A 13,579-nucleotide genomic window follows, 5' to 3' on the forward strand; every position below is an offset into this window, starting at 1 on the left:
CCCCTCCCGCGGCCCCGCTGACCAGTGATACCGGTGCCCCCTGACCCCGCGCGGCGCCGATTCCCCCTTCCCTCACGGTGCAGGACCGTGACGCGCGTCCTCGCACGCTCTGAGACAGGTGATTTGTCATGACGTATCAGGCAATGCATCCCACGTTGGCCTCCCCGCTCACCACGCTCGTCGATCAGTGGGGAGCCCACCCGGTGCACTTCTGGCTGCGCGGCCAGGAGCCCGCGCGGGCCGTCGAGTTCGACGAGCGGCTCGGGGTCTGGAACGTGTACGGCCACCGGGAGGCCGTCGAGGTCTTCGCCGACCCGGGCGGCTACTCGTCCGACGTCGTCCACCACTTCGCGCCCGAAGCACCGGAGTACGAGCGCAGCGGCATGCTCACGCAGATGGACCCGCCCGACCACCGCAAGCTGCGCCGACTCGTCAGCCGCGCCTTCACGCCCCGGCTCGTGGCCGGGCTCGCGCCGCGGATCGGCGCCCTCACCCACGAGCTGCTCGACCGGGTCGAAGGCGGCCGTGCGCTGGACCTCGTCGCGGACCTCGCCCATCCGCTGCCGGTGATCGTCATCGCCGAGCTGCTCGGCGTGCCGAGCGAGGACCGGGAGCTGTTCCGGCAGTGGGCCGAGGAGCTGCTCGCGCGCACCGAGGTGGCCCCGGTCGGCGGCTCGGCGGACAGTGCCGAGATGGTCGCGGCCGTCCTCGACCTGTCGGCGCGCATGAGCGCGTACTTCGGTGCGCACGCCGAGGAGCGCCGCAGGCGCCCGCAGGACGACCTGCTCACCGCGCTCGTCCAGGCGGAGGTGGACGGCGAGCGGCTGAGCGCGGCCGCCCTCGGCAACTTCGCCCAACTGCTGCTCGTCGCCGGGCACGTCACGACGACGATACTGCTGGGCAACGCGGTGCTCTGCCTGGACGCCCACGCCGGGGCGCGGGAGCGGGTGCGGGCGGACCGGACGCTGGTCCCGGGGGTGATCGAGGAAGCGCTGCGGCTGCTGCCGCCCTTCTCGATGTTCTACCGGGCCACGACCCGGGCCGTGGAGCTCGGCGGGCAGCGGCTGGCCGCCGGGCAGGTGGTCGCGCTGTGGCTCGGCGCGGCGAACCGGGACGCGCGCGTCTTCGCCGACCCGCACGGGTTCCACCCGGAGCGCGACCCCAATCCGCACCTCGGCTTCGGCCGCGGCATCCACTTCTGCCTGGGGGCGCCGCTGGCCCGGCTCGAGGGGCGGATCGCGCTGGAGATCCTCTTGGAGCGCTTTCCGCGGCTGTGCACCGATCCGGCGCGCCCGCCGGTGTTCCAGACGACGCCCGAGGTGGTGGGGCCGCGGACGCTGCCGCTGCTCACCGCGGTCTAGCGGCCGCGGTCCCCGGGGTCGAGGAAGGTGGACGTGACGTCGCCGAGGCAGGGGGTGTGCACCGTGATCGCGACGATCTGGACGCCCGCCTCGTCGAGGACGCCCAGGACGGAGCGCAGCGTGGCCACGGTGCCGTCGGACGGCACCTGCAGGGCGAGCACCTCGTGGTCGGGCACGGCGGAGTCGAACAGGGCGGCGGCCGTGGCGAGGTCGCCCGGGGCGGTGAGCTGGAGCCGGATGTAACCGCCGGTGAGGGCCGCGCTCAGCAGGCCGAGGGGGAGCCCGGCGGGCTCCGGCGCGCGCGGTGGCTGCTCGGAGGGGCGGTGGTGCCAGGCGAGATCCCCCGCGTGCGGCGCGGACGGGTCCGGCGACGCGCGGCGATTCCCGCCCTGGGTCCCCCCTTCTTCTCCGCCCGGGTCCGCGGCGACCACGAAACCGTGCCGAATATCGTCGACGTATGGCGTGAAGTTCATGACGCCATGATGGCACAAGAGTGGCGCCATTCAAGAGGCGCCTCGGTTGAGGATCGGACTGCTGGCCGAATCTGCATGCTACGCTCTGGTTCATTGCCCAATAAAGTGTGAAATCCGGGCGGAGCCACGCCTGCTGATTGCGGAGCACGTCCAGGGCCTGCCGGTCTGTGCCGAGCTGGCGGGCTGCCCTATGGGTGCCTTTGTTGCCCTCTTTGTTCTCTGCCTGGGGTGGGGGAGGGATGGGTTGGCGCGAATTGGCGCCGCATGTGCGCCAATTGCTGTTCAGGATGGCGTCAGCGTGGTGCCATTGTGTCGTCGATGTGTGGGGCCCATCGATCCGATCTTGTCCTGGTGGGCGGGACAGCGGTCTGTGCTGCTCCGGGGGCCTGTATCGGGTGCGGGAGCGTTTCCGTCCGAAACCGAGATGGCGCCACGGTGGCTCGTGGTGGCGCCACGGCCGTACCATGGTGCCGGTCGCGGGCGGCGGCCCGTCACGCGCCGGGAGCGACCCGAAGCACCGAAGGCAACGAGCAGGGACACCATGACCGCCACCATCCGCACGACCGGGGAGCCCCGGGGGATCTCCGCTCGGGGGCTGCGCAAGGCGTACGGCGAGAAGGTCGTGCTCGACGGGGTCGACCTGGACGTCATGCCCGGCACGATCTTCGCGCTGCTCGGTCCGGACGGTGCGGGCAAGACCACCACCGTGCAGATCCTCTCCACCTTGCTCAGCGCCGACGAGGGCCGGGCCACGGTGGCCGGGCACTCCCTGCGCGAGGCACCGGACGCGGTGCGCGCCGCGATCGGCGTGTCGGGCCAGTACGCGGCGGTGGACGGCCTGCTGACGGCCGAGGAGAACCTGCTCCTCATGGCGGACCTGCTGCACCTCGACCGGGCCGAGGGCAGGCGCCGCGCCGCCGAACTCCTGGAGCGCTTCGCCCTGTCGGAGGTCGCGCGGAAGCTCGCCGCTTCGTTCTCCGGCCGTACGCGTCGCAAGCTGCATCTGGCGATGACGCTGGTCGGCCGGCCGAGTGTGGTCTTCCTCGACGAGCCGACCACGGGCCTCGACCCGCGCAGCCGCCGCACCATGTGGGACCTCATCCGGGACCTGGTCGCGGGCGGCACCACCGTCTTCCTGACGACGCAGTACCTGGAAGAGGCCGACCAGCTGGCCGACCGCATCGCGGTGCTCGACGGCGGGAAGATCGTCGCCGAGGGCACCGCCGAGGAACTCAAGCGCCGTATCCCCGGCGGCCACATCCGCCTGCGCTTCAACGACGTCCGCCACCTGGACGCCGCCACCGACCGTCTCGCGCTCAGCACCGTCGCGCGCGACGACGGCGAGCTGACGTTGCAGGTGTCGAGCGACGGCAGGATCCCCGTCCTGCGCGCGGTCCTGGACGTCCTCGAAGGCTCCGGCATCCAGGCGGAGGCGCTCACCGTGCACACCCCCGACCTGGACGACGTGTTCCTGGCCCTGACCGGCCGGGACGGCGGGACCGCCGCGGCGCGACCGCGGTGAAGCGGACCCCCGCGACGGCGTACCTCGCCCGGTCGTGGGCGTCGGTCTCGTCCAGGAAGTGCGGGAAGGGCAGCGCGCCGGGGGCCGCGGCGCGCAGCTCACGGAGCCGGTCGAGGTCGCGCGGGCGCTCGCCGGTGGCGGCGTGCGCACCGGTCTCGCCGCGGCGAGCCGGGGCACGGCCAGGTACTCCTCGGGCCGCACCCGCGGCGCTTACCCGACGATGAGGCCGATGCCAAGGGCGCCGTCAGCCAGATCGCGGTCCAGCAGGCCGAGCAGCGCGCCCTCCTGGGCCCGCGTCGCCTGCCGCTGCCAGGCGGCCGCTCCCGGAAAGTAGATGGTGGTGGCATATGCCATGACTGGCCGGAAGCACGGGCGTGTCGCGGTTCCCACTGGGTACTGAGGGCTCATGCGAGTGAGCGTGCTGGATGTGGGGTCGCGCACCGCGCGGCTCGTGGTCGTGGACACGGGGAGCGGGGCGCCGCTGCCCGTGCACACCGCCAAGTGGAAGCTGCGTCTCGGGGAGCGGGTCGAACCCGGCGGCCCGCTGTGCGAGGAGAGCGTCCGGAGCCTGGGGCGAGCCGTGACGGCCGCGTCCGCGACCGCCGAACGGTGGGGCGCGGGCCGCCCCCTGGCCTTCGCGACCGCCGTCGTGCGGGACGCGCCGAACCGCCGCGAGGTGCTGCGGGCCGTCGGCGCGCGCACCGGCGTGTGGCTGCGTACGCTGCCGGGGGAGCTGGAGGCCGAGCTGACGTTCCTCGGCGCCCGGCGCTGGCTGGGCTGGCGGGCCGGTCCCCTCGTGCTCATCGACATCGGCGGCGGCTCCCTCGAAGTGGCCTTCGGCCGCGGCCGGCTGCCGGACTTCGCGGTCGCGGTGCCGCTCGGCGCGCAGCGCCTCACCCACGAGTTCTTCCCCGCCGACGCGCCGCCGTCCGCCGAGGACGTGAAGGCGCTGCGGCGCCGGGTGCGCCACGAGCTGCGGGACGTGGCGGCCCGGGTCCGCTGGGAGGGGCCGCACACCGCCGTGGCCACCTCGCGGACGTTCCAGCAGCTGGCCCGGCTGACCGGGGAGGCCCCCGGGCGGCACGGCCCGTTCGTGAGCAGGACGCTGCACCGCTCGGGCCTGCGCCAGGCGCGCGACCGCCTCGCCCTGCTGCCCGCCGCCGAGCGGGCGCGGCTGCCCGGCATCTCCGCGCCGCGCGCCGGGCAGAGCCTGGCCGGTGCGGTGGTCGGGCACACGGCGATGAAGCTCATGGGCCTCAAGTCGGCCGCCGTCTGCCCCTGGGCGCTGCGCGAGGGCGTCCTGCTGCGCCACATCGAGGACGGCCCGCAGTGGTGGGACGACCTCGGCGAGGACGGCGAGCAGGGCCCCATAGGCAAGGCCCCGCTGCGCGTGGCCACGTCCTGACCCCGGCGCGCCGGGGTCAGGACGCGCTCTTGCCGACGCCTCCCGCGCGGGCCGCCGCCTTCTTCGACCGCGCGGCGCGCCCGGCGGCGGACGACCCGTTGCCTGCGGACGATCCGTTGCCGACGGACGATCCGTTGCCTGCGGACGCCCCGTTCCCGGCGGGCGAGCCGTTGCCGACGGGTGCGGCGTCCGCCGGGGAGGGCCCGTCGGTGAGCGCCTCGTTCTGCTCATCGGCCGCCTCCCGCGCCCGCGCCGCCGCCCGGGCCTCGGCCTCCGCGCGGGCCTCCGCCTTCAGGCGGTCCCGCATCTGGAGGTACTTGGCGTTCATCTCGTCCGGCGCGATGAGCTTGTTGACGCCGCGCTCGCTGACCTTCGGCTCCTGGCGCGCCATGATGTCGTTGTCCTGCTGGTCCTGGACGTACTTCTCCATCTGGAGCGAGGCCCTGAGGATCCACGGCCGCAGCGGCTTGACCGGCACCATCCGCTTGAGCAGCGGATACTCCCACAGGCGCATGATCGCCTGGGTGTTCTCCTCGTCGATGGGCGTCAGCCAGGTGGTGACCTCCAGGAGGCCCTGGCGGACGTGGGTCATACAGGGCGCCTGGTAGATCAGGTCGAAGTGCCAGATGTTGGACGGATCGCCCTCCTCGCACTGGTCGAAGGTGGAGCGGATGATCGTGCCGTCCACGTCCACGCGATGGTTCACGATCTTGTTGGCGGCGATGTAGCGCTCCCGCCCGTCGGTCCACAGCTTGCGCCAACTGCCGTACATGAACGTGTAGTCGATGATGTTCGCCCAGTGGTCCCGGTGCACGAACGTCACGTGGTAGAACTCGAGCAGGCTCTCGATGTAGCGGGTGTAGTGGACCGGCCTGCTCCAGGTGATCGTCTCGTACGGCCGCGGATGGCGGGCGAGTTCGTGCGGCAGCTCGATGTCCGGCAGCTTCTCCCGCGTCTCGCCCCACCACAGCCACACCAGGCCGTACTCCTCGCGCACCTCGTACGTGTCGATCCGCAGGGACGCCGGGATGCGCCCCTCCGCGCCGAGGGCCGGGATCAGGCGGCAGGCGCCGCCCGTGTCGTAGCGGAAGCCGTGATAGGGGCAGGCGATCGAGTTGCCGACGAGGCGCCCGTCGGACAGGTTCGCGCCCTTGTGCGGGCAGCGCGCCGACTGGCACACCAGCTTGCCGCTGAGGTCGCGCCAGAGCACGAGCTCCTCGCCCAGGCGCTTCACGCCCGTCGGGGCGTCGCGTTTGACGTCCTCGGTCCGCAGGATCGGATACCACTGGTTCGGGATCATCTGGTCGCCTCTCGCTTTCCTCTCTGGTGGTGCGCGGGCTCGTCGCCCGCGCGGAGCAGGTGGGCGCTCGGGCCGCTCAGCCCTCGACGATCTCGACGACACCGGTGTCGCCGTCGACCATGACCATGTCGCCGGTGCTGATCGCCTGGGTGGCGTGCTTGGTGTTGACCACCGAGGGCACGTTGAACTCGCGGGACACGATGGAGCTGTGCGAGAGCATCGATCCGATGTCGGTGACCACGCCGCCCGCGATGGCGAACAGCGGCGTCCAGGACGCGTCGGTGTGCCGGGTCACGAGGATCTCGCCCGCCTGGAACTCGTCGGCCTGCCACACCAGGTCCTCCACGATCCGGGCCCGCCCCACGATCCGGCCGGGCGACGAGCCGAGCCCCGTGAGGCGCGCCCCGTCCTTCACCGGCCGCAGCGCCCGTGTGCTGTCGTGCTCGCCGACGAACGTCAGCGGCGGCTCCGGCAGGCGGTTGTGGTACTCGTGCACGCGCCGCCGCTCCTCGACGGCCTCCCGCGAGAACGCCTCGTGCACCGACAACTCACCGGCGACGTACCGGCGCACGTCCTCGAAGTCCAGCTGGGCCACCTCGTCGAGGGAGTGCAGCACGCCCTCGTCGACGAGCCGCCGCCCCACCTCGTACACCACGTTCCTGACCAGCCAGATCGATGTGATCATCGACATGCGGGTGGTCTCGCGCAGCTCGCTGCAGAGCGCGTACATGGAGATCAGGCCCTCCAGCGTCTTGCGCTGCGGCAGCGGCAGCTCGCCCAGCACCTCGCGGACGTCGCCCTCCTGGCGCGCCCGGCTGCGGCCCATGATGTCGTCGGCCGTGAAGCCGTCGGCGGCGTAGCGGCGGATCATCTGGAAGACGTACGACGGGTCGTCGATCCAGCGCTGGTGGGTCAGCTCCATCTCCTGCCGCCCCCGGGTGCCGTTGGCGCGCAGGAACGGCTCCATCTGGGCCTCCCAGAACGCCTGCCCCTCGGCGTCCGCGCGCAGCCGGTCCGCGACCTCCTCCAGGGGCGCGCCCTCGATGATCTCCATGACGCGCGGCCTGGCCTTGGCGGCCTGCGCCACGGCCCAGATCTCCTGCGCCGACGCCACCGTGCGCAGGCTCGACATATCGGTCTTGATGCGGTTCTGGAGGTTGTCGCCCGCCGCGCCGAGCCACTTCGCGCACAGCTCGGTGAGGATGCCGTAGAACCCGAACGCGTTGATGTAGTACGGCATGTAGCCGACGTGCGCGTCGTGGAAGTAGTCCAGGTAGCGGGTGAGTTCGGCGTGCAGCTCGCGCCGTGACATCCGGGTCAGGTCCAGGCGCCGGGCGCGGTCGAACTCGTACAGGCGGGTCTCGACCATCGCGCGGGCGCGGCCCTTCATCACCACCATCTCGCGCGCCGTCTCGCGCAGCCAGTGCACGGCCGACAGCAGGTCCTCCATGCCGCCGGGGAACGTCCCGAAGGGGTTGGCGTACGTCGCGAGGTCGACCTCCTCGCTGACGAAGCGGCGGGTGAAGTGCCGCTGGTCGCGGGTCGGCAGGGCCTGGCCGAGCAGATACGCGGTGTAGGAGATGTTCAGATACACATGGCCCTGGAAGTAGCCCATGTGCAGGCCGACGTCGCCGATGTCGCGCACGCCGAGGGCCCGCGCGCAGTCGGCGTGCACGTGGTCCTGGTAGTGGCGGGCGAAGCTCAGGCCGAGCGGGGTCATCAGGCCCACGAAGATCTCGCCGATGTCCATGCGCGACCACAGTGTGCCCTGCCGGACCGCCTCCGGCTGCTCCTGCCAGTGCCGCGGCAGATAGGGGCTGCGGGCGCCCTCGGCCGCGTCGGGGCGCGCCCTGGTGGTGATGGGCCGGGCCTGGAGCAGGTGCAGGGTGCCGTCGCGCAGCGCCCACTCGACGTCCTGCTCGCTGCCGTAGTGGTCGCGGACCTCCAGGGCGAGCCGGGCGAGCGCGGTCAGCTGGTCGCGGGTCAGGCACGGCGCGTCCCGGTCCGCGGCGTCCACCTTCGTCATGCCGATGCGGCCCGGCGCGAGCGGGGCGCACTTGGTGACCTTGTAGCGCACCCGCTCCTCGACCACGTCCAGGGTGCGGTCGTCCACCACGAAGAAGTCGCTGGAGACCCGGCCCGACACCAGGCCCTCGCCGAGGCCGCAACAGGCCTCCACCACCAGGCGGTTCGGCCGTCCTCCGATCGGGTCGACGGTGAAGAGCACCCCGCTGACGTCCGCGTTCACCATCTCCTGGACGACCACGGCGATCGAGCCGACCGGGCCTGGACCCGAGCGGTAGGCCGCCGCCCGGTCCGACCAGAGCGAGGCCCAGCAGACCTTGACGGCGTCAAGCAGCGCCGCGTCGCCCGCCACGTCGAGGACCGTGTCGTGCTGGCCCGCGAACGACCGCGTGGCGGAGTCCTCGCGCACCGCCGACGAGCGCACCGCGACGCGCGGGCGCCCCAGCTCCTCGTACGCGGCCACGACGGTCCGCGCGATGGCCTCCGGGATCTCGCGTCCGAGCACCAACTCCCGCACCACGGCGGCCGGTTCACCCCGGGCCTCGGCCGCGCGCAGCTCGGCGCCGAGGCCGCTCTCGCGCAGGAACAGATCGAAGAGGCCGGTGGTGAGGCAGAACGCGGGCGGCACCGGCAGGCCCGCCCGGGTCAGCTCGTCGAGCCGGGCGCCCTTGCCGCCGAGCGCCTCGGCGGGCACGGTGTGCGGGCCGCCGATGACGGCGACGAGGCCGGGGCCCGCGTCCTGGGCCGGCGCCGTCGGCGGGGTCTCGTTCGTGGCCTTGGTGGTCATGACGCGGCCTCCTCGGTGGGCTGCGGGAGCGGGGCGGGGGAGGCCGGGCGGGAGCCGACCGGGCCCGCGTCCGCGTTGACGCCGGTGAACAGGCGGAACGGCTGGCCCGGCACCACGCCCGCGGCCCGCACGTCGGCGAACCCGGCGGCGCGCAACTGGCCGAGCAGCTCGTCCTCGCGCGGCAGCGGCCCGCCGAACGACGCGTACTCGAACCACAGGTTGAGCACCTCGATGCCGAGCGTGCGGCCGCCCCGGCAGGACGAGGTGAGCAGCAGCGTGCCGCCCGGAGCCAGGAAGGAGCGGACCCGGGCGAGGACCTCGGCGCGCTCATCGGGCGGGAAGTAGTAGATGTTGTTGTGCAGCGTCACGACGTCGAACTGCGGCTGGAGGTCCAGGGTGCGCACATCGCCCTGGCGGGTCTCCACGCGGTCGGCGAGGCCCCACTGCGCCATGTTCTTCGCGGCCCGCTCGGCGACCTCGGCCTGGAGGTCGACCGCCAGCGCGGTGAGGCGCGGGTTGAGCCCGGCGGCGTGGCGGACGTACGCGCCGCTGCCGCAGCCGACTTCGAGCAGGCGCACCGGCGCGGTGCGCGGCAGCGTGCGATTGACGGCCTCCTCGACGAAGCCGCGCACCACGAGCGAGGACCGGGCGATGACCAGGCCGTCCTGGTCGGACAGGGTGAAGCGGCCGCCGTCTGCGAGCATCCGCGGGGCGTCGCGCAGGGCGGGCACGTGGAAGCGCATCAGCTCCTCCAGGGCCGCCGCCACCGGGTCGTTGGCGACCTGCGCGAGGGCCTTGGCGGTGCGGCTCCGCAGGAGGTAGCAGCCCTCCTTCTTGCGCAGCTCGCCCAGGCGCACGCCGATCTCCAGCCACGCGCGCAGCCGCTGCCGGTCGTCGGGCCCGGTGCCGCACCCGATCTGCTCGGCGATGCTCTCCAGGTCGCAGGGGCGCACCGCGAGGCACGGGAGCACGCCCGAGCCCGCGGCCGCCGCGAGGAACGACGCCCGGTACAGCGGCGTGAACAGCGTGCGGTTGAGCACGAGCAGCAGCGGGACGCGGGGGTCCGTGACGATCCGCGCCGCCGCGAGCACGTCCGCGAAGGGCTCCTGCGCCCGGTCCTTGACGGCCCTGGCCAGGCTCAGTAGGTCCATGAGGGTTCCTTCTCCTCGGTGGTACGGGTGAGTTCGGTGCGCAGGTCGCGCAGCAGGGGGCGGCGTGCGGGGCCGTTGAGGAAGAAGTGGCCGCCCGCCAGGTGGCGGCGGAGCAGCGAGGCACCGGTGTACGCGCGCCACGCCTCGACGTGCGGCACGGGCGCGAGGGGGTCGCCGACGGCCGAGTACGCGGTCATCGGGCAGTCCAGGGGGCGGCGCGGCCGCCACCGGTAGCGCTCGCAGGCCGTGAGGTCGGCGCGCAGGACCGGCAGTCTGCGCTCCAGATAGGCGCCCGCGACCCGGTCACCGGGGGCGAGGGCGCCCAGGTCGGTGACGAGGCGGCGCAGCTCCTCGTCGCCGAGCGCGTGGTCGGCGCGGTCGGCGTACAGGTGCGGGGCCCGGCTGCCGGACACGAAGAGACGGCGGGGCCCGGGTGCGCCGCGCTCGCGCAGCGCGCACGCCACCTCGTACGCGACCAGGGCCCCCATGCTGTGCCCGAACAGGGCGTAGTCGCGGACGGCTCCGGCCGCGAGCAACGCGTCCGTCACGTCGGACACCAGCGCGTCCAGGTCCCTGTACGGCGGCTCGCGCAGCCGCGGGCCGCGCCCGGGCGGCTGCACCGCCGTCACCGGAACGCCCAGCCGCGCCTGCCAGTCGCGGTACACGGAGGCCGTGCCGCCCGCGTACGGGAAGCAGATCAGGCGCGGCGCCCCGGGCACGGGGTCGGGTCCCGGGTCGGGTCCTGGGCCCGCGAACCAGTCGCGGGCCGGGGGCCGCTGCCGCTCGGTCGGATGCACGGAACGGGGTCCTCTCGCAGTGCGGTGGCCGGTGCGGCCGTCAGCGCTTGACGTGGGCGCGGCCCTCGGGCGAGTCGAGCCAGGCGAGCGTGAGCCGCACGCCCTCCTCGAAGCCCACCTCGCTCTTGAAGCCGAACTCGTCGCGGGCGCGGTCGACGGCGTACGACTGGTCGCGGTCGAACAGGTGCACCGCGTGCCGGGTGAGCACCGGCCGGGACTTGAGGCGCAGCGCCCCGTACACGCCTTCCGAGAGCGCCGCGACGCCCCGCGCCACCGGCGCGGGCAGGCTCACCGACGGCGGCTTGACGCCGAGGCCGCGGGCGAGCGCCTCGACGTAGGTCCGCCACGTGGTGCGGTCGGGGTCGCGCAGGTTGTACGTCCGTCCCGCGGCGGCCTCCGCGGCGCAGGCGGCGATCATCGCGTCGGCGGCGTTGCCCACGTACAGCAGGCCCGCCGGGACGTCGCCGCCGCGGATGTACACCATCTGGCGGCTCAGGAGCAGCGTCGCGATCTCGACGACGAAGTCCTTGCTGCGCGGCCCGTACACGCTGACCGGCCGCACCACCGTCAGCGGCAGCAGGGCGCGCGCCGCGGCCTCGCGCACCGCCCGCTCGCCGAGGAGCTTGCTGCGGTTGTACGGCAGGCCGATGTCGCGCGGCGGCGTGCTCTCGTCGCCGGGGCGGACCGGATAGCCGTACACGTCGGTGGTGCTGACGTGCAGGAACCGCTCGACGGTGCCCGCGTGCGCGGCGGCCTCGACGAGGTTGCGGCTACCGTCGACGTTGACCTGCTGGAACCGTTCCCAGGGCCCCCAGTCCGCGGACAGGCCCGTGCAGTTGTAGACGTGCCGGACCCCGGCGGCCGCCCGGCGCAGGCTGTCCGGGTCGCCGAGGTCGCCGGTGACCACCTCGACGTCGACGCCGTCCAGGCCGGAGCGGTCGCTGCCGTCGCGGACCAGGGCGCGGACCCGGTGGCCGCGCTCGGCGAGGCGGCGCGCGAGGTGCCCGCCGATGAATCCGCTGGCCCCGGCGACGAGCACGGGGGAGGGCGCGGCGGGGCCCGGCGCGGCCGGTGCCCCGGCACGGGGGGACGCCGACGGAGAGGCCGGTTCCGACGACGTCCCCGCTGCCGCTCCCGCACCGGTGCGGGAGGTCTCCGGGGGGTGCTGCTGCTCTGCCATGGCTCGTCCCAACAGGTCGAGGGCGCGGTCGAGTTCGTCCTGGGTGTGGTCGGCGTTGATGAAGAAGCGCAGGCGGCACTCGTCGCGCGGGACGGCCGGATGGCCGATCGGCATGACGTTCACGCCCAGGCGGAGCAGCGCGTTCGAGAGCGCCATGGTGTCCTCCCAGTCGCCGATGACGACCGGGACCACCGCCGACGCCCGCGACACGCCGATGTCGAGGCCGCGGGCGCGCGCCGAGTCCCGGAAGTGCTCGGCGAGCCCGCGCAGCCGGGCGACGCGCTCCGGCTCGGCCCGGATGACGCGGATCGCCTCCAGGGCGGCCGCCGTGCTGGCGGGCGAGATGCCGGTGCTGAAGATGTGCAGCGGGGCCGTGAACTTCAGGTACTCCACGAGCGGCCGGCGCGCCGCCACATAGCCGCCGAGGCTGCCGAGCGCCTTGCTGAGCGTGCCCATCCACAGGTCGACGTCGGCGCGGTCCACGCCGAAGTACTCGCCGATGCCCCGGCCGGTGCGGCCGAGCACGCCGATCGAGTGGGCCTCGTCGACCATGAGCAGGGCGCCGTGCCGCCGTTTGACGTCGATGAACTTCGGCAGGTCCGGCAGGTCGCCGTCCTGGCTGTAGGCGCCCTCGATCAGCACCAGGGCGCGCCGGGCCCGCCCGCGCGCCGCGGTGAGCGCGCGGTCGAGGGCGCGCCAGTCGTTGTGCGGGAAGGGCCTGCGCCGCGCGCCGGACAGGACGCTGCCGCGCACCGCGCTGTCGTGGATCCACTCGTCGTGCAGGATCAGGTCGTCGGGGCCGAGGAGGTGCCCGATCGTCGCCACGTTCGTGGCGTGCCCGCCCGCGAACACGATGGCCGCCTCGGTGCCGAGGAACGAGGCGATCTCGGCGTCGAGCGCGTGGTGCAGCGGCGTCTCGCCGAACAGGAGCGGCGTCGCCGAGCAGGACGTGCCGTAGCGGTCCACGGCGGCCTTCGCGGCCGCGCGGACCCGCGGGTGCTGCGACAGGGCGAGGTAGTTGAAGGCGGAGAAGTTCAGGACGGACGCGCCGTTCACGCGCGCCCGGCCGCCGTTGTACCCCTCGTGCGTACGGCCGTACGGGTTCGCCCCGTCGGCCGTCGCCTGCCGCAGCCTGCCCTGGAGTTCGGCGTACTCGGGCCACTCCTCGAAGACGCGCTCCTGCTGGACGGGGACGGGGGCGGGCTCGGGGGCGGGTGCCGCCGCGGGGGCGGCCTCCTCGCGGAGGGTCTTCCCGTGGACGGCCTCGTCGTGGGCGGCTTCGTCGGTGACCGGCGTGACGGATGCCGGTGGCGCGTCGTCGAGCAGGTCCACCAGCTGCCCGACGGTGGGGTCGTCGGGCAGCCGCTCGCGGTTGCCGTTGAGCCGGCCGGGGAACCGCCGCGTGAGGGCGCGCTCCAGCTCCTGCCGCATCAGCGAGTCGAAGCCGAGGTCCAGGCCGAGTCGCGCGTCGCCGGGGATCTGCCGGGCGTCGTACCCGCAGACGCGGGCCACGTGGGCGACGACTTCGTGCCGGGTGGAGGCGGCGGCGGGAGCGGGAGCGAGGGCGGGGTCGGGGTC

The 13,579-nt window shown here is 73.8% G+C and carries 10 protein-coding genes; 3 read left to right on the forward strand and 7 right to left on the reverse strand.

From position 1 onward, the window contains the following. The first annotated feature begins 128 nt into the window (after positions 1 to 128). Entirely contained in the window at positions 129 to 1,361 is a 1,233-nt protein-coding gene (locus IG74_RS0141435; protein WP_234334622.1) for a cytochrome P450, read from the forward strand. On the opposite strand, the gene IG74_RS0141440 is transcribed toward IG74_RS0141435, so the two are convergent. Further along, positions 1,358 to 1,834, reverse strand: a complete 477-nt coding sequence (locus IG74_RS0141440; RefSeq protein ID WP_158858013.1) for a hypothetical protein — start codon at positions 1,832 to 1,834, stop codon at positions 1,358 to 1,360. The two genes, IG74_RS0141435 and IG74_RS0141440, sit on opposite strands and share 4 nt — an antisense overlap. Before the next feature lie 541 nt (positions 1,835 to 2,375). Here IG74_RS0141440 and IG74_RS0141445 point away from each other — a divergent pair. Further along, a complete protein-coding gene (locus tag IG74_RS0141445) occupies positions 2,376 to 3,356 on the forward strand; it encodes an ATP-binding cassette domain-containing protein (protein WP_030688287.1) in 981 nt (326 codons plus the stop codon). A 210-nt stretch (positions 3,357 to 3,566) separates the two neighbouring features. Here IG74_RS0141445 and IG74_RS53805 read toward each other — a convergent pair whose 3' ends face one another. Continuing rightward, positions 3,567 to 3,710: a hypothetical protein gene (locus IG74_RS53805; RefSeq protein ID WP_234334623.1), complete on the reverse strand. Its 144-nt coding sequence runs from the start codon at positions 3,708 to 3,710 to the stop codon at positions 3,567 to 3,569. A 52-nt stretch (positions 3,711 to 3,762) separates the two neighbouring features. Between IG74_RS53805 and IG74_RS0141455 the strand changes: the two genes are divergently transcribed. Next, complete coding sequence (locus tag IG74_RS0141455; RefSeq protein ID WP_030688289.1) at positions 3,763 to 4,761, forward strand: hypothetical protein; 999 nt, start codon at positions 3,763 to 3,765, stop codon at positions 4,759 to 4,761. Between the two features lie 16 nt (positions 4,762 to 4,777). Here IG74_RS0141455 and IG74_RS0141460 read toward each other — a convergent pair whose 3' ends face one another. The 5 genes from IG74_RS0141460 to IG74_RS50260 form a co-directional block, all read right to left on the reverse strand. After that, entirely contained in the window at positions 4,778 to 6,061 is a 1,284-nt protein-coding gene (locus IG74_RS0141460; RefSeq protein ID WP_030688292.1) for an aromatic ring-hydroxylating oxygenase subunit alpha, read from the reverse strand. A gap of 76 nt (positions 6,062 to 6,137) precedes the next feature. Beyond that, positions 6,138 to 8,873, reverse strand: a complete 2,736-nt coding sequence (locus IG74_RS0141465) for a PEP/pyruvate-binding domain-containing protein (RefSeq protein WP_030688294.1) — start codon at positions 8,871 to 8,873, stop codon at positions 6,138 to 6,140. Further along, a complete protein-coding gene (locus IG74_RS0141470; RefSeq protein WP_030688296.1) occupies positions 8,870 to 10,024 on the reverse strand; it encodes an SAM-dependent methyltransferase in 1,155 nt (384 codons plus the stop codon). The genes IG74_RS0141465 and IG74_RS0141470 overlap by 4 nt, the downstream gene beginning before the upstream one ends. Beyond that, positions 10,012 to 10,821, reverse strand: a complete 810-nt coding sequence (locus IG74_RS0141475) for a thioesterase II family protein (RefSeq protein ID WP_037827018.1) — start codon at positions 10,819 to 10,821, stop codon at positions 10,012 to 10,014. The genes IG74_RS0141470 and IG74_RS0141475 overlap by 13 nt, the downstream gene beginning before the upstream one ends. Before the next feature lie 40 nt (positions 10,822 to 10,861). Continuing rightward, positions 10,862 to 13,579: aminotransferase class I/II-fold pyridoxal phosphate-dependent enzyme (locus tag IG74_RS50260; protein WP_158858015.1), on the reverse strand; the 2,718-nt coding region annotated here is incomplete at its 5' end.

This window comes from Streptomyces sp. NRRL B-1347 (assembly GCF_000720325.1).
Lineage (GTDB): Bacteria > Actinomycetota > Actinomycetes > Streptomycetales > Streptomycetaceae > Streptomyces.